The following is a 14,938-nucleotide window of genomic DNA, read 5'->3' on the forward strand; positions in this document are numbered from 1 at the left end:
ATCTCCAGGTATTGCGGTCACCACCAGGTATTCCGGTCATCACCAGGTATTCCGGTCACCCCCCGGTATGCCCGTCATCCCCGCGAAGGCGGGGATCCATTTTGACTGTGGGTTTAAGCGTGGCCAGAAAAGGACAGATGCACAGTCAGGCTACGGTCAGATTTGAGCTTGAAGCTGATGCCTAGGCCTTCTTCTTCTTAGCCAACCGCACAGCAATAACGTCGCAAGGCGCGCCATGCAATACATCGTTCGCGGTAGAGCCCAGGAGCAGAGCCAGGCCATGACGCCCATGGCTGCCGACAACGATCAGATCGCATTGCTGGTCGGTGGCTACGCGATGAATTTCTTGGCGCGGATGGCCAAAGGCGATCTGCAACTGATCTTCCGGCAAACCATACTCGCTGGCGAAGAGTGCCATCCGTTCGCGGGCCTGCTCGAATTGTTGCTGCTGCAACATGGACAGGTCCATGGGCACGTCGCCGCCGTAGGCCATGGCCAGCGGTTCGACAACGTGCAGCAGCGTCAGCTTGGCATCCAGTGCCTTGGCCAAGGCCTTGGCATGGTCGGCAACCGCGCGGCATTCATCTATAAGATCTATGGCGACTAACACGTGAGAGTAGAGCATGCAGGTTTCTCCTGATTTTCCGTTTGATAGTAACAGTCTTTCCACATCAGTCCAGTATCCTGAACGGGTGGCCTGGTCCCGCTGCGTGCTGCTATGAGCTGGATCATAGTCGGGGTGGTGGCGGCAATCCTGGTGGCCAACCTGTTCAAGTTGATGCCGCGTGGGCGAATCATGCATATACAGCGCTTGCGGGAGGAGGCGCGCAAGCTCGGTTATCGGGTCGAAAGGCAACTGCAGGCTGATCACAATCCGCTTTTGGAGCATTGCGTGGGTTACCGTCGGTCGCTGGCCCGCTGCCCCTTGAGTAGCGAGTTCAGCTGCCAGCGGACCGACACTGGCTGGATCTGGTTGCTAGGCAGCGCCGAAAGCTCAGGTGCCCAGCCGGTCCTGGATGCATTGCCAGCAGGCATTCGGCGGATTGACCGGCAGTCCTTCTCGGTGCTGGTCTTCTGGATTGAGCCGCAAACGCTGGAGCCGCTGACGGAGCTCGATCAGGCGCTGGCCCTATTGCCCGAAGCAGGCGCGGTTTAGTTTGCGGGCGTGTTTGGACTTGACCTTATGTTGTTTGTTGAAGGAAGGCGTATCCCATTGTTTTTATAGAGAAGCAGCTTTATAGAAAAGTGCGGTTGACGCCGCTCCGCGGCGCCGCTGATTGACAACGGCAGCAATTTGCACGAAGGTGTGCGCACCCGAATCAAACAAGCGTATGAATTGGCTGGGTTATCCCAGAACAAACTATCGCCGGGAACCATCATGGCATCCTCCGGGTTGTCGGGCTGCATCATCGATACAGCACGTACTCGGAAGGTGTTTCTCAAGTGCTTTCATAGCGTGGAGATCAGTTGATGATTTACGAAGGTAAAGCCATCACGGTTCAAGCCCTTGAAGACGGCATCGTCGAACTCAAGTTCGATCTGCAGGGCGAGTCTGTCAACAAGTTCAATCGTGCCACTCTGGCGGAGCTACAAGCTGCCGTCGAGGTCATTCAGTCCAATAGCAGCGTCAAGGGCGTCATCGTCAGCAGCGGCAAAGACGTGTTCATCGTCGGTGCCGATATCAACGAGTTCGTTGACACTTTCCAACTGCCCGAAGCTGACCTGGTTGTTGGCAACCTTGAAGCCAACCAGATCTTCAACGCTTTTGAAGATCTCAACGTCCCCACAGTAGCGGCCATCAACGGTTTGGCACTGGGTGGTGGTTTTGAAATGTGTCTGGCCTGTGACTATCGCGTAATGGCCGCCAGCGCCAAAGTCGGCCTGCCGGAAGTGAAGCTGGGTATCTACCCGGGCTTCGGCGGCACTGTACGTACGCCACGTCTGATCGGCGTTGATAACGCTATCGAGTGGATCTGTGGCGGTTCCGAAAACCGTGCAGACAAGGCGCTGAAAATGGGCGCTGTGGATGCGGTCGTCGAAGACGCCAAACTGCAAGCAGCGGCGCTGGACTTGGTCAAGCGTGCCATCAGTGGCGAGCTGGACTTCAAGGCCAAGCGTCAACCCAAGCTGGAAAAAATCAAGCTCAACACCATCGAACAGATGATGGCGTTTGAAACCGCTAAAGGTTTCGTTGCTGGTCAGGCCGGCCCGAACTACCCGGCCCCGGTTGAAGCGATCAAGACCATCCAGAAAGCTGCGGCGCATGGCCGCGAAAAAGCGCTGGAAATAGAAGCAGCTGGCTTTGCCAAGTTGGCCAAGACTTCCGTTGCTCAAGCACTGGTTGGTCTGTTCCTGAACGATCAGGCACTGAAAGGCAAAGCCAAGCAGTACGACAAGCAAGCCGCTGACGTTAAGCTGGCTGCGGTACTGGGTGCGGGCATCATGGGTGGCGGTATCGCTTTCCAGTCGGCCTCCAAAGGCACGCCTATCCTGATGAAGGATATTCGCGAAGAAGGCATTCAGATGGGCCTGGACGAAGCGTCCAAGCTGCTGGGTAGCCGTGTTGCCAAGGGCCGCATGACCGCCGATCAGATGGCCAAGTCGCTGAACGCGATTCGTCCGACCATGTCCTACGGTGATTTTGCTAATGTCGATATCGTCGTTGAAGCCGTGGTGGAAAACCCCAAGGTCAAGCACGCTGTGCTGGCTGAGGTGGAAAGTCACGTGCGTGAAGATGCGATCATCGCCTCCAATACCTCGACCATCTCCATCACCTATCTGGCCCAGGCACTCAAGCGTCCGGAAAATTTCTGCGGGATGCACTTCTTTAACCCGGTGCACATGATGCCCCTGGTTGAAGTTATCCGTGGCGAGAAATCCAGCGAGAAAGCGATTGCTACTACCGTTGCTTACGCCAAGAAAATGGGTAAGACGCCAGTTGTTGTTAACGACTGCCCAGGCTTTTTGGTTAACCGCGTACTCTTCCCGTACTTCGGCGGCTTTGCTCGCCTGGTCAACATGGGTGCTGACTTCCAGCGCGTTGACAAGGTCATGGAAAAGTTTGGCTGGCCGATGGGCCCAGCTTATCTGCTCGACGTGGTAGGCCTGGACACTGGTCACCACGGTCGTGATGTGATGGCCGAAGGTTATCCGGATCGCATGGCTGATAACGTGCGTACCGCAGCCGACGTCATGTACGAAGAAGGCCGTCTGGGCCAGAAGACCGGTAAGGGCTTCTACTCGTACGAGACTGACAAGAAGGGTAAGCCGAAGAAGGTTGTCGACCCACAGGCGTACGAACTGATCAAGCCAGTGGTTCAGGAGAACCGCGAGTTCACCGACGAAGAAATCGTCGAGATCATGATGGTTCCGCTGTGCCTTGAGACGGTTCGCTGCCTGGAAGATGGCATTGTTGAAAGTGCTGCCGACGCCGACATGGGTCTGATCTACGGTATCGGCTTCCCGCCCTTCCGTGGCGGTGCGCTGCGCTATATCGACACCCTGGGTGTGGCTGAGTTTGTGGCCATTGCAGACAAGTACGCCGAGTTTGGCCCCATGTACGCGCCGACTGAAAAGTTGCGTGACATGGCCAAGAACGGCCAGAAATTCTTCGGTTAACCGCGGAACGCACAGAGCGAGAGTGAATCTATGAGCCTGAATCCGAGAGACGTCGTTATTGTCGACTTCGGCCGCACCCCGATGGGCCGTTCCAAGGGTGGCATGTACCGTAACGTACGCGCCGAGAACCTGTCCGCCGACCTGATCACCGGTCTGCTGGCACGTAACCCGAAAGTAGATCCCGCAGAAGTGGAAGATGTGATCTGGGGCTGTGTAAACCAGACCCTGGAGCAGGGCTGGAACGTTGCCCGCATGATCTCCCTGCTGACGCCGATCCCGCACACCAGTTCGGCGCAAACCGTGAGCCGCCTGTGTGGTTCGTCCATGAGCGCGTTGCACACTGCCGCTCAGGCGATCCAGACCGGTAACGGTGATGTGTTCGTGGTAGGTGGTGTTGAGCACATGGGCCACGTCGGTATGATGCACGGCGTTGATCCGAACCCGAGCCTGTCTCTGTACGCTGCCAAGGCGTCCGGCATGATGGGTCTGACTGCGGAAATGCTGGGCAAGATGCATGGCATCAGCCGTGAGCAGCAGGACCAGTTCGCCCTGCGTTCGCACCAGTTGGCGCACAAGGCAACCCTCAATGGTGGCTTCAAGGATGAAATCATCCCGATGCATGGCCACGATGCTGACGGTTTCCTGAGAGTCTTCAGCGAAGACGAGACCATCCGTCCCGAAACTACCCTGGAAAGCCTGGCGGCCCTTCGGCCGGCATTCAATCCCAAGGGCGGTACCGTGACAGCCGGTTCTTCTTCGCAGATCACTGACGGCGCTTCGTGCATGATCGTGATGTCTGCCGAGCGCGCCAAGGCCTTGGGCCTTGAGCCGATGGCAGTGATCCGTTCCATGGCAGTGGCGGGTGTTGATCCGGCGATCATGGGCTACGGTCCGGTTCCGGCTACCCACAAGGCGCTCAAGCGCGCTGGCATGACCATGGATAACGTCGATTTTGTCGAGCTGAACGAAGCCTTTGCGGCCCAGGCCCTGCCTGTGCTGAAAGACCTCAAGCTGCTGGACAAGATGGAAGCCAAGGTCAACCTGCACGGCGGCGCGATCGCCCTGGGTCACCCCTTCGGTTGCTCCGGCGCGCGCATCTCCGGCACGCTGCTGAACGTGATGAAGCAGAATGGCGGTACTGTGGGGGTCTCGACCATGTGTATTGGTCTGGGGCAGGGCATCACTACCGTGTTCGAGCGTGTCTGATACGGTTGTGGTGTGACCAGAAACCGGGGCCTTGTGCCCCGGTTTTTGTTTGTGCTTTTTATTTAAGTGCGCTGATTGTTTGAGATAGGTGTCTGGCGCCGGCGGCCATGGGCCTGTGTTCGGCACGCTACAAGCCGTCCATGGGGCTCGTCGATGGCCATCCCTGGCCATCGACGGCGCTCACACAGGCCCATGGCCGCCGGCGCTGTTGTGCAGCGGAGCTACTGGGCGAAATTCAACGTCAAAAAACGGTAGAACGCTTTTGGCAGGATGCACTTTGTTGTGAGCAAAGGGTTCCGAGCGCCGTTGTGTGACCGTCGGTGCACAGGCGACCGCCATGGATGGCGGAAGTGCAGATAATGCAGGAGCAATTTTCTGCTGGTGCACCGACGAGCCCCAGGGATGGCCAGGAGCGTGTCACGCAACGGCGCTCGGGACCCTGCAGCCGATACGTAAGCGTCAGAATCACAACGTACCCAACTGAACTGAGTTATCAAAAAATTACACTAACCTGTTGAGCAAGCACAGAGTTATCTGCGCCATATATGAGGAGGACGACATGTCATTACGCCCAGGCCGTTATCGCCACTATAAAGGAAAGGATTATGAAGTTGTGGGCCTGGCGACCCACTCCGAGACGGAGGAGAAGCTGGTGGTTTATCGCACCCTCTATGGTGAGTTTGACCTGTGGGTGCGGCCCCTGGAGATGTTCGTTGGAACGGTGGAGCTTGACGGCGAGCCAACGCCGCGCTTTACCTTTATCAGCGAAGACGTGTAGGCTCTGGCTCCTCCGGGCAGTCTGAACATGGCATCTATTGCCGCTGCACCCATTATTGTCCCCAGGTTATTGCACATGCGGGCAATCCAGAATTAATAGCGCTAGGAATACAGTTACCCATGGGAAAAGCACTGGTCATTGTTGAGTCTCCAGCCAAGGCTAAGACAATCAACAAGTATCTTGGCAATGATTTCATCGTGAAATCGAGCATCGGTCATATCCGTGATCTGCCTACCAGCGGCAGCGGAAAGACCGAGAGCAAGCCCAAGGGTAGCCGCAAGGCAGCCTCAGCTCCCGAAGTGGACAAAAAGACCAAAGCACGCATGCAACTGGTCAAACGCATGGGCGTGGACCCAGATAATGGCTGGAAAGCGCATTACGAAATCCTGCCGGGCAAGGAAAAGGTCATCGAGGAATTGCGTCGATTGGCCAAGGACGCCGATACCATCTATCTGGCAACGGATTTGGACCGCGAAGGGGAAGCCATTGCCTGGCACCTGCGCGAATCCATCGGTGGTGACGAGAGCCGCTACAAGCGTGTGGTCTTTAACGAGATTACCAAGAAAGCCATCCAGGATGCGTTTGCCAAGCCAGGCGAACTGGACCTGAATCGGGTCAACGCCCAGCAGGCTCGGCGCTTTCTCGACCGTGTAGTGGGCTATATGGTCTCGCCACTGTTGTGGCAGAAAATCGCCCGCGGGTTGTCCGCAGGCCGCGTGCAGTCTGTTGCGGCCAAGCTGATCGTTGATCGCGAGCGCGAGATTCGTGCGTTTATCCCGGAGGAATTCTGGGAAGTTCACGCGTTGTTGAATACGCCACAAAGCCAATCCATGCGTTTTGAGGTCGCCAAACAGAACGGCGAAGCTTTCCGTCCGGTCAGCAAGGCACAAACTGACAAAGCCTTGGGGTTGCTCAAGGATGCCGATTACAGCGTTACCAAGCGCGAAGACAAGCCAACCAGCTCCAAGCCCAATGCGCCTTTTATCACCTCTACGCTGCAACAGGCGGCCAGCACACGGCTAGGCTTTGGCGTGAAGAAAACCATGATGATGGCCCAGCGGTTGTATGAAGCGGGTTATATCACCTATATGCGTACCGACTCGACCAATCTGTCAGCGGATGCGATTGGCATGGCGCGCGACTATATCGAAAAGAACTTCGGCGCCAAGTACCTGCCTGAAAAGCCTAATGTCTATAGCAGTAAAGATGGCGCCCAAGAGGCCCACGAAGCGATCAGGCCGTCGGACGCCAAACTCAAGACCGGCGACCTCAAAGGCATGGAAAAAGACGCTGAGCGGCTCTATGAGCTGATCTGGCGTCAGTTTCTAGCCTGTCAGATGACCCCTGCGCAGTATTTGTCCACCTCGATCACGGTTACTGCAGGTGATTTCGAGTTGCGCGCCAAGGGTCGTATCCTCAAGTTTGACGGCTATACCAAGGTTATGCCGCAGCAGGGCAAAGGCGGCGAAGATGAAGTGCTGCCCGACGTCAAGGTCAAAGACGTCATGGCACTGCAAAAGCTCGATCCCAAGCAGCACTTTACCAAGCCACCGGCGCGTTATTCCGAAGCCAGCCTGGTCAAGGAGCTGGAGAAGCGCGGCATCGGCCGGCCCTCTACCTATGCCTCGATTATTTCCACGATCCAGGATCGCGGTTATGTGTCGCAGAACAATAGGCGTTTCTATGCCGAGAAAATGGGCGATATCGTCACCGAGCGCCTGGCTGAAAGCTTCCCGAATCTGATGGACTACAGCTTCACCGCGACCATGGAAGAGTCATTGGACGAAGTAGCCCAAGGCGGCGTGGTCTGGAAAAAAGTGTTGGATGATTTCTACAAGGACTTCAGTCTTAAGCTGAGCGCCGCCGAGACTGCGGAGGACGGCAAGGGTATGCGCTCCAACGAGCCGACCCTGACCGATATAGCCTGTAAGGAATGTGGCCGCCCGATGATGATTCGTACGGCTTCCACGGGCGTATTTCTGGGCTGTTCCGGCTATGCGTTGCCACCCAAGGAGCGTTGCAAGTCAACAGTCAATCTGGTGCCCGGAAACGAAGTGGCCGCCGATGACGATGAGGGCGAATCGAGAGTGCTGCGTAACAAGCGCCGCTGCCCGATTTGTAGCACGGCGATGGACAGCTACCTGGTGGATGAGAAGCGCAAACTGCATGTGTGCGGTAACAATCCCGATTGCAACGGCTTCGAGATTGAGGAAGGGCAGTTCAAGATCAAGGGATATGATGGCCCGTTGATCGACTGCGACAAGTGCGGCAGCGAAATGCAGCTGAAGACCGGGCGTTTCGGCAAGTATTTCGGTTGTACCAATAGCGAATGTAAAAACACCCGCAAGCTGCTCAAGAGCGGTGAAGCGGCGCCGCCGAAGATGGACCCGGTAAAGATGCCGGAGCTCAAGTGCGAAAAGGTCGATGACGTCTATGTGCTGCGCGATGGCGCTTCGGGCATGTTCCTGGCTGCCAGCCAGTTCCCCAAGAACCGTGAAACACGCGCGCCCTTGGTCAAGGAACTGCTGCCGCATCGCGAGGAAATCGACCCCAAATACCACTTCTTGCTGGATGCGCCAGTCAAGGATCCTGACGGCTTGCCAACAGTGATACGTTACAGCCGCAAGACAAAAGAGCAATATGTACAGAGCGAAGTAGAGGGCAAGCCCAGTGGATGGCGCGCTTTTTATGATGGCAAGCGCTGGATCGAGGACGATGGCCGGCCGAAAGCCAAGGCTAAAGCCAAAGGTTGAGATGACAGAATATGGCCAATGAAGTTTATACCCGCACCAATCAGGCGCTGTTTTTTGCGCGCATGGCTATAGAGTCCTGGGCTGAGGCGGCAGAGTCCGATGCGGTTAATGCAATAAGCCAGGCGCGCTATCACCGTGAGCACGCCTTGTTCCACTTGTATCGCGGCGTGCTCGCCGTGACCCATGAAGTGGCTGACCGATATCGTTGGCCGCTAATGGATGCGCGTACTGTGGAACAGGTGTTAACGGTACCGGTGGCGGAACGTTTTCCTGGCCCGGAGCTGGCGGAATTGACCGAGTTGGCACAGGCTGGCGATAGCTGGCTTGGCCGCTTGTTATCAGGCTGGCAGCAATTGCAGCTGCCGCCTACGCCCGAACAGAGCAAACTGCAGGACACTGGTCTTATCGCCAGTAGCGCGGTAAGGGCGGCCCGCGAGTGGACTCTGGAAGACGCGCGTGAAGCTCATGCAACGCTGACCGAGCGTCTAGGATGTTATCGCGAGGGCATGCTTGAATGGTAAGCCCGCGCTGCTACAGAGCACCGTCTGTGCTAGACTGCGCGGCCATTTAACAGGAGCCCGGACAATGCCTTCACCGTTTCTCGAAATAGTGGAATTGGCAGATGGCAAGGTAGCCTTGCGTCGTTCCGATGAAGACGCTGAGCCGCTGGTAGTCATCGAGTTTTCTGCCGATGCACGTGAGTACCTGCAGGGGCATCACATAGAAGTTGCCAAGGCCATGATCAGCGCCGGCATGCAGGTTGCCGGCCAAGTAATGGAAGACGGCGAGCCGCTGGACGAAAACCGCATTCTGCATTGATACGCATAATCTTTGTCTACCTGCCCGCAGGCGCCCGGCCAGCGCCAATCACTGGCGCGGCCTGAATAACCCGCCCTTGCTGCCTACAGCGTTTTTAGGCGGCCAAGCACGTATCCAGACGGATATTCAAACTGCGGCAGTGGCCATCACGTGCCGCGCGCGTCAGCAGGTTGCTGGTTATGCCCGCCTGACTAACGTCTGACATCCAGCTCACCACCGTGTGGCTACAGCCCAGGCGGAGCAGCTCACAGCACAGCTCAAGACCGTTCATGCCGCTTTTCGAGCGCACTATCAAGATGCGCTCGGGGTCAAGCCCTGCGTTGCGCAGCCACAGATGGCTGACGGCGGCGGGCGGATCAAGTAGCGTCAGCCAGCCTGGAGCTTGGGCCTGACTCAGGTCACGCAATACCGGTGCCAGCCATTGCAGGCATTGGCTAGGGGCGCCATTGAGTGCAATCTCGCTGAAGCCACTTTCAACCAGGGGCTCAGGCGTGGGTGTCCGGGCGGACTTGGTGCTGGTCGGCAAGGTGTAACGTGAGGCCATCAGCGCATTGTGAAACAGCTCTGCCTGAACCAAGGTGCCGGTATGACGAGGAGGACGGGAGGACTGCATATTTAACCCCTTTAGCGGCGAATAACGCCGACACTCAAACCTTCGATGGTAAGTTCCTGTTCGCCCAGATCAACTTCGATAGGGGCGAAATCCGGATTTTCAGCAAACAGCGAGACTTTGCGGCCCTGCTTGTGAAAACGCTTTACGGTGACCTCGTCGCCGATACGAGCCACTACAATCTGGCCGTTGCGGGCGACGGCCGTACGATGCACGGCCAACAGGTCGCCGTCCAGAATGCCGATGTCGCGCATACTCATGCCTTGAACACGCAGCAAATAGTCGGCACGTGGTTGAAAGAAGCCGGGATCGATCTGGCAGTGGTCTTCGATATTTTCCAACGCCAGAACGGGCGCGCCCGCAGCAACACGGCCAATGACTGGTAGCCGGCCTTCGGCCGCGTCGTCATCCTGGTCGGGCAGGCGAATGCCGCGTGAAGCCCCGGGAATCATTTCAATTGCACCCTTGCGGGCCAGGGCGCGAAGGTGATCTTCTGCGGCATTGGGCGACTTAAAGCCCAGTACCTTGGCGATATCCACTCGGGTAGGCGGGTAGCCGTTAGCGTCCATATATTCTTTAATGAAGGCCAGTATCTGCTGTTGACGTGCTGTCAGTTTTTGCATCCGATCCCACCTGTGTTTTTATACAGTAGCTGTGATTATATACAGTTGTTTGCATCGAGCAAGTCTATTGCTTGTAATTCCAGGTTGTTTTACAACAATGACTGGCCGAACGCCTGCTGATGGCCATGGCGCTTGACATGCACCGCGTTTGAAACGTATGTTTCAAACAATTGTTTATTCTGGATGCCCACACATGGCCCAATCTGAAACGGTAGAGCGCATTCTTGACGCCGCTGAGCAGCTTTTTGCCGAGAAAGGCTTTGCTGAAACATCGCTTCGTCTGATCACCAGTAAGGCGGGGGTTAACCTGGCCGCGGTGAATTATCACTTCGGTTCCAAGAAGGCGCTGATTCAGGCCGTGTTTGTGCGTTTTCTCAATCCCTTTGTTGCTAGTTTAGAGCAGGAGCTTGACCGTCATCAGCGCGAAGGTGATTTGGCGGGCCTTAGTCTTGAACAACTGCTGGAAATGCTGGTGCGCCAAGCACTGTCGGTAAAGCCACGCAGTGGCAACGATCTGTCGATTTTTATGCGCCTGCTCGGGTTGGCTTTCAGCCAGAGCCAAGGTCATTTACGTAAATATCTCAGTGAAGTCTATGGCCGCGTCTTTCATCGCTACATGCAGTTGGTGCTTGCCGCAGCGCCGCAACTGCCGGCGCTGGAGTTGTTCTGGCGGGTCCATTTCATGCTGGGGAGTGCGGCCTTTACCATGTCCAGCTTGAAAGCACTGCGGGCCATTGCCGAATCCGAATTTGACGTACACACCGGTATTGACGATGTGCTGAAGCTGATGGTGCCGTTTCTGGCTGCGGGCATGCGCGCAGATAGTGGTATGCCCTCCTTGTCGTCCGAGGTCGCAAGAAGCACTCGCCTGGAACCTGTCTGAGATCATCATGGTTCGCGCCATGGCTAGGTGAACGAGATGGCTGGCCCGCCAGTTAGCGTGCGCGATTGCTAGCGTTATTGTCGGCTGCCCAGTCATTATTGGATGCTTGCTCTATTGGATGTTTCCATATTGCATGTTCCCAGCAAATCCCTGATCCGTTATCGTGTGCACTCTTTGAACGGGGTGGCATATGGCGTTGGATCACATCCACATATCACTCACTGCGCAGCGCTTAATCGGGCTCAGCGCGGGAGGGGTAGTGTGCGACTTTCCGGTCTCTACCGCACTCAATGGTGCGGGCGAGCAGAACGGCTCTGGTTGCACGCCGCGCGGCCGGCACAGGGTGCGGGCACGGATCGGCGAAGGGCAGCCACCAGGCGCGGTGTTTATCGGTCGCCGGCCTACCGGGGAGATATGGACTCCTGAGCTAAATGCCCTGCACCCCCAGCGCGACTGGATATTGAGTCGTATTCTGTGGCTGTGTGGTGAAGAGCCCCTGATTAACCGTGGCGGCGACTGCGACTCGCAACGGCGTTATATCTATATCCATGGCACTGCCGATGACCAGCCTATGGGGATACCGCTTTCCCACGGCTGCATTCGTATGCGCAATCTCGATGTGCTGGAACTTTTCGATCTGACGCCTGCCGGATGTCAGGTCACCATTACCGAGCAGCCTTATTCTGCGCTGCCTCAGAACCCATAAGTTGTTGGAGACACCTCTGTTGAACACTGGCACCTTGATGCTCGATTTCGCCGGCACCACGCTCGACTCCTCTGATCGTCAGTTGCTCCGTCAGCCTGAAGTCGGCGGCATGATTCTGTTTGCCCGCAATACCGAGTCGCCCAGCCAGGTACGCGAGTTGATCAAGGCGGTCAGGGCGGTGCGTCCGGATATGCTGATGGCAATCGATCAGGAGGGCGGGCGCGTCCAGCGTCTGCGCCGTGATGTGCTCAAACTGCCAGCGCTAGGGCGTATAGCGGCGCTGGACGCCGAGCATGCCGAGCGTGCAGCCTTTAGCGCCGCCTGGTTGATGGCCTGGGAGATGCTGTCCTGTGGCATTGATATCAGCTTTGCACCGGTGCTCGACTTGGACTACGGTCGCAGTCAGGTCATTGGCGATCGCTCACTCGGCGGCAATCCGCAGCAGGTGATACGTTTGGGCCGTGCTTATATTGCCGGCCTGCATGCGGCGGGCATGGCGGCCACAGGTAAACATTTCCCCGGGCATGGTTGGGCTGAAGCCGATTCGCATTTTGCCTTGCCGGTGGATGAGCGTAGTGAAGAGGCGATTCGAGCCACCGACCTTGTGCCTTTCGCTGGTTTGGCCGCAGAGCTAGATGGCATCATGCCGGCGCATGTGGTGTACCCGGCCATAGATCCGCTGCCTGCGGGTTTTTCCCGGCGCTGGCTGCAGGATATTCTACGCAAGGAGTTGGGTTTCAATGGGGTTATTTTCAGTGACGACCTGACTATGGCCGGCGCACATGCGGTGGGCGGTATGCCACAACGGGTGGATGCGGCGCTGGCTTCAGGCTGCGATATGCTGCTGGTATGTAACGATCGCGCGGCAGCCGAAGAGGCACTGATCCATGCCCAGAAGCTTGTCATGAAACCGCCAATACATCTGGCTAACATGCTTTCCAGGCGGCAGCCGGGCGTTGATTACAAGGCCAACCCCGACTGGGCTGCCCATCTCAATGTGATGAAGGAGTTACAGCTGGTTTGAGTAATATGATGAACGAATTTGTTGAAAGCCTGCCCCTGGAACATCTGCCGCTGAGCAGTGAATTCTGGGTATACCAGGTATTTGCAATCATTTTTGCGTCCCTGGTGGTGGCCTATCTCGGCAAACTGGTGCTTGATCGCCTGGAGGCCCGGGCCGAGCAAACCCGAAGCGTCTGGGATGATGCGCTGGTGATCTCGGCACGCCGTCCGCTATGGGTGTTGATCTGGAGCATGGGTTTGCTCTGGGCAGCGCAAATCACCGCTGCGCAGATGGACGAAGACCTGGCAAGCGTGCTGGATAGGCTTCAGGACGTGCTGCTTATTGTGCTGTTGTGCTGGTTTCTGATGCGTATGGCGCAGCGGGTCGAGGACCGGCTGGTTGATCCGCGCTACCGGGAAAAGCCGATGGATCAGACCACAGTCAGCGCGATGGGTAAACTGCTGCGCATTTCGGTCTTTATCACCGCCGGCCTGGTGATCCTGCAAACGCTTGGCTATAGCGTATCCGGTGTGCTGGCGTTTGGCGGTATAGGTGGGATTGCCGTGGGGTTTGCGGCCAAGGATTTGCTCGCCAATTTTTTTGGCGGGCTGATGGTCTATCTGGATCGCCCGTTTTCTGTGGGCGAGTGGGTGCGGTCGCCGGACAAGGATATTGAAGGCACGGTGGAGCATATTGGTTGGCGGCTGACGCGGATCCGCACCTTCGATAAGCGCCCGATTTATGTACCCAATGCGATCTTTACCAGTGTGGTGCTGCAAAACCCCTCGCGCATGAGCCACCGGCGCATTTACGAGCATATTGGTATGCGTTATGACGATATCGCGCAGATGGAGCCGGTGGTAAAGGCCGTGCGCGAGATGCTCAAGGCGCACCCCGATATTGCCCAGGATCAAACCCAGATGGTGTATTTCGATCGCTGCGCAGCGTCCTCGGTGGATTTTTTCGTGTACTGCTTTACCAGTCCGGTATGGGCCGAGTTCCATCGAGTGAAGGAAGATGTGCTGTTGAAAATTTTGGCTATTGTTGATGAGCACGGGGCGCAGGTCGCCTTTCCCACCTCGACCTTGCATGTTCCTGATGGCCTTGCGCTGCGTAATCCGGCGCCGCGTGATAGACCAGAGTATGCGTCAGAACGATCAGGCGCAGAAATCACGCGTCATGAAGGGAGTCACGCATGAACGCATTGGCGATCATTGGCGGTAGTGGCTTGACCCGGCTGCCCGGCTTCCAGGTGACCGGTGAGTCCAGCGCAGACACGCCCTACGGCCCCGCTTCGACACCTGTGATAAAGGGTCTGATGGCAGGCCGCGAATTGTTGTTTTTGGCGCGCCATGGGGATCCACATCGGATTCCTCCGCATAAGGTCAATTACCGGGCCAATCTCTGGGCGCTAAAGCAGGCGGGCGCCGATGCGGTGTTGGGGATCAACGCGGTAGGCGGCATCCATCCGGCCATGGGGGTGGGGCATTTTTGTGTGCCCCATCAACTCGTGGACTATACCTGGGGTCGTTCAAGCACCTTCTTTGAGGATGATCTGCAGCAGGTCACGCATATCGATTTCACCCACCCGTATGATGAAGCATTGCGCCAGCGCGTGATTGGCATATTAGCCCGGTTGGGAGTGGCATACAGTGCTTACGGCGTGTACGGCGCTACCCAGGGGCCAAGGCTGGAAACTGCCGCCGAAATCAATCTGCTGGAGCGCGATGGTTGCGATATTGTCGGCATGACCGGGATGCCGGAAGCGGCCTTGGCTCGCGAGCTGGACCTGGCTTATGCGAGTTTGTCGTTGGTGGTCAATCCGGCGGCAGGGAAGGGCCAGGGTCTGATTACCATGGCGGCGATCGAGCAGGTCATGCAGCAGGGTATGGATCAGGCGCGGAACATCATCAGCCATCTGGTGGCCGCCGGCACCTGA

15 protein-coding genes are annotated in these 14,938 nt (G+C 57.0%); 12 read left to right on the top strand and 3 right to left on the bottom strand.

Annotated elements, in window-relative coordinates:
* Positions 1–181: 181 nt before the first annotated feature.
* Positions 182–625, bottom strand: coding sequence for a universal stress protein (locus K787_RS0108430; RefSeq protein ID WP_022962357.1), 444 nt, complete (start codon positions 623–625; stop codon positions 182–184).
* 93 nt (positions 626–718) lie between these two features.
* Between K787_RS0108430 and K787_RS0108435 the strand changes: the two genes are divergently transcribed.
* The 7 genes from K787_RS0108435 to K787_RS0108465 all read left to right on the top strand — a co-directional run bounded on the left by K787_RS0108435 (position 719) and on the right by K787_RS0108465 (position 9,174).
* A complete protein-coding gene (locus tag K787_RS0108435) occupies positions 719–1,156 on the top strand; it encodes a hypothetical protein (protein WP_022962358.1) in 438 nt (145 codons plus the stop codon).
* Between the two features lie 314 nt (positions 1,157–1,470).
* A complete protein-coding gene (gene fadB / locus K787_RS0108440) occupies positions 1,471–3,618 on the top strand; it encodes a fatty acid oxidation complex subunit alpha FadB (RefSeq protein WP_022962359.1) in 2,148 nt (715 codons plus the stop codon).
* 30 nt (positions 3,619–3,648) lie between these two features.
* Entirely contained in the window at positions 3,649–4,824 is a 1,176-nt protein-coding gene (fadA, locus tag K787_RS0108445) for an acetyl-CoA C-acyltransferase FadA (protein ID WP_022962360.1), read from the top strand.
* Positions 4,825–5,383: 559 nt separating this feature from the next.
* On the top strand, positions 5,384–5,602 hold the full coding sequence (locus tag K787_RS0108450) for a DUF1653 domain-containing protein (protein WP_022962361.1): 219 nt from the start codon (positions 5,384–5,386) through the stop codon (positions 5,600–5,602).
* A gap of 119 nt (positions 5,603–5,721) precedes the next feature.
* Positions 5,722–8,355: a type I DNA topoisomerase gene (topA, locus tag K787_RS0108455; RefSeq protein ID WP_022962362.1), complete on the top strand. Its 2,634-nt coding sequence runs from the start codon at positions 5,722–5,724 to the stop codon at positions 8,353–8,355.
* Between the two features lie 11 nt (positions 8,356–8,366).
* Positions 8,367–8,876, top strand: a complete 510-nt coding sequence (locus K787_RS0108460) for a DUF6586 family protein (protein WP_022962363.1) — start codon at positions 8,367–8,369, stop codon at positions 8,874–8,876.
* 64 nt (positions 8,877–8,940) lie between these two features.
* The gene (locus K787_RS0108465; protein ID WP_022962364.1) at positions 8,941–9,174 is read left to right on the top strand and encodes a hypothetical protein; all 234 of its coding nucleotides are present in this window, start codon (positions 8,941–8,943) and stop codon (positions 9,172–9,174) included.
* A gap of 94 nt (positions 9,175–9,268) precedes the next feature.
* Here the strand turns inward: K787_RS0108465 and sulA are convergent, their stop codons facing one another.
* Positions 9,269–9,787: an SOS-induced cell division inhibitor SulA gene (sulA, locus tag K787_RS0108470; protein ID WP_022962365.1), complete on the bottom strand. Its 519-nt coding sequence runs from the start codon at positions 9,785–9,787 to the stop codon at positions 9,269–9,271.
* Between the two features lie 11 nt (positions 9,788–9,798).
* Positions 9,799–10,407 (bottom strand): transcriptional repressor LexA, encoded by a 609-nt coding sequence (lexA, locus tag K787_RS0108475; protein ID WP_028614745.1) that lies wholly within the window; start codon positions 10,405–10,407, stop codon positions 9,799–9,801.
* A 193-nt stretch (positions 10,408–10,600) separates the two neighbouring features.
* Here lexA and K787_RS0108480 point away from each other — a divergent pair, with 193 nt between their 5' ends.
* The 5 genes from K787_RS0108480 (at position 10,601) to K787_RS0108500 (ending at position 14,938) form a co-directional block, all read left to right on the top strand.
* The gene (locus K787_RS0108480; protein WP_022962366.1) at positions 10,601–11,290 is read left to right on the top strand and encodes a TetR/AcrR family transcriptional regulator; all 690 of its coding nucleotides are present in this window, start codon (positions 10,601–10,603) and stop codon (positions 11,288–11,290) included.
* Between the two features lie 190 nt (positions 11,291–11,480).
* On the top strand, positions 11,481–11,996 hold the full coding sequence (locus K787_RS0108485; RefSeq protein ID WP_022962367.1) for a L,D-transpeptidase: 516 nt from the start codon (positions 11,481–11,483) through the stop codon (positions 11,994–11,996).
* A gap of 37 nt (positions 11,997–12,033) precedes the next feature.
* Positions 12,034–13,020, top strand: coding sequence for a beta-N-acetylhexosaminidase (gene nagZ, locus K787_RS0108490; RefSeq protein WP_028614746.1), 987 nt, complete (start codon positions 12,034–12,036; stop codon positions 13,018–13,020).
* A 5-nt stretch (positions 13,021–13,025) separates the two neighbouring features.
* Positions 13,026–14,198: a mechanosensitive ion channel family protein gene (locus K787_RS22590; protein ID WP_022962369.1), complete on the top strand. Its 1,173-nt coding sequence runs from the start codon at positions 13,026–13,028 to the stop codon at positions 14,196–14,198.
* Positions 14,195–14,938, top strand: coding sequence for an S-methyl-5'-thioinosine phosphorylase (locus tag K787_RS0108500; RefSeq protein ID WP_022962370.1), 744 nt, complete (start codon positions 14,195–14,197; stop codon positions 14,936–14,938). Before K787_RS22590 ends, K787_RS0108500 begins: the two co-directional genes overlap by 4 nt.

Origin of the sequence: Halopseudomonas pelagia CL-AP6, from assembly GCF_000410875.1 — a bacterium.
Taxonomy (GTDB): domain Bacteria; phylum Pseudomonadota; class Gammaproteobacteria; order Pseudomonadales; family Pseudomonadaceae; genus Halopseudomonas; species Halopseudomonas pelagia.

Bases quoted from the DNA above. Each gene is read 5' to 3' on its own strand.
- fadA (WP_022962360.1), top strand. From the start codon at position 3,649: ATGAGCCTGAATCCGAGAGACGTCGTTATTGTCGACTTCGGCCGCACC.
- sulA (WP_022962365.1), bottom strand. From the start codon at position 9,787: ATGCAGTCCTCCCGTCCTCCTCGTCATACCGGCACCTTGGTTCAGGCA.
- K787_RS0108485 (WP_022962367.1), top strand. From the start codon at position 11,481: ATGGCGTTGGATCACATCCACATATCACTCACTGCGCAGCGCTTAATC.
- K787_RS0108430 (WP_022962357.1), bottom strand. From the start codon at position 625: ATGCTCTACTCTCACGTGTTAGTCGCCATAGATCTTATAGATGAATGC.
- nagZ (WP_028614746.1), top strand. From the start codon at position 12,034: ATGCTCGATTTCGCCGGCACCACGCTCGACTCCTCTGATCGTCAGTTG.
- K787_RS0108480 (WP_022962366.1), top strand. From the start codon at position 10,601: ATGGCCCAATCTGAAACGGTAGAGCGCATTCTTGACGCCGCTGAGCAG.
- lexA (WP_028614745.1), bottom strand. From the start codon at position 10,407: ATGCAAAAACTGACAGCACGTCAACAGCAGATACTGGCCTTCATTAAA.
- K787_RS0108460 (WP_022962363.1), top strand. From the start codon at position 8,367: ATGGCCAATGAAGTTTATACCCGCACCAATCAGGCGCTGTTTTTTGCG.
- K787_RS0108450 (WP_022962361.1), top strand. From the start codon at position 5,384: ATGTCATTACGCCCAGGCCGTTATCGCCACTATAAAGGAAAGGATTAT.
- K787_RS0108435 (WP_022962358.1), top strand. From the start codon at position 719: ATGAGCTGGATCATAGTCGGGGTGGTGGCGGCAATCCTGGTGGCCAAC.
- K787_RS0108500 (WP_022962370.1), top strand. From the start codon at position 14,195: ATGAACGCATTGGCGATCATTGGCGGTAGTGGCTTGACCCGGCTGCCC.
- K787_RS22590 (WP_022962369.1), top strand. From the start codon at position 13,026: ATGATGAACGAATTTGTTGAAAGCCTGCCCCTGGAACATCTGCCGCTG.
- K787_RS0108465 (WP_022962364.1), top strand. From the start codon at position 8,941: ATGCCTTCACCGTTTCTCGAAATAGTGGAATTGGCAGATGGCAAGGTA.
- topA (WP_022962362.1), top strand. From the start codon at position 5,722: ATGGGAAAAGCACTGGTCATTGTTGAGTCTCCAGCCAAGGCTAAGACA.
- fadB (WP_022962359.1), top strand. From the start codon at position 1,471: ATGATTTACGAAGGTAAAGCCATCACGGTTCAAGCCCTTGAAGACGGC.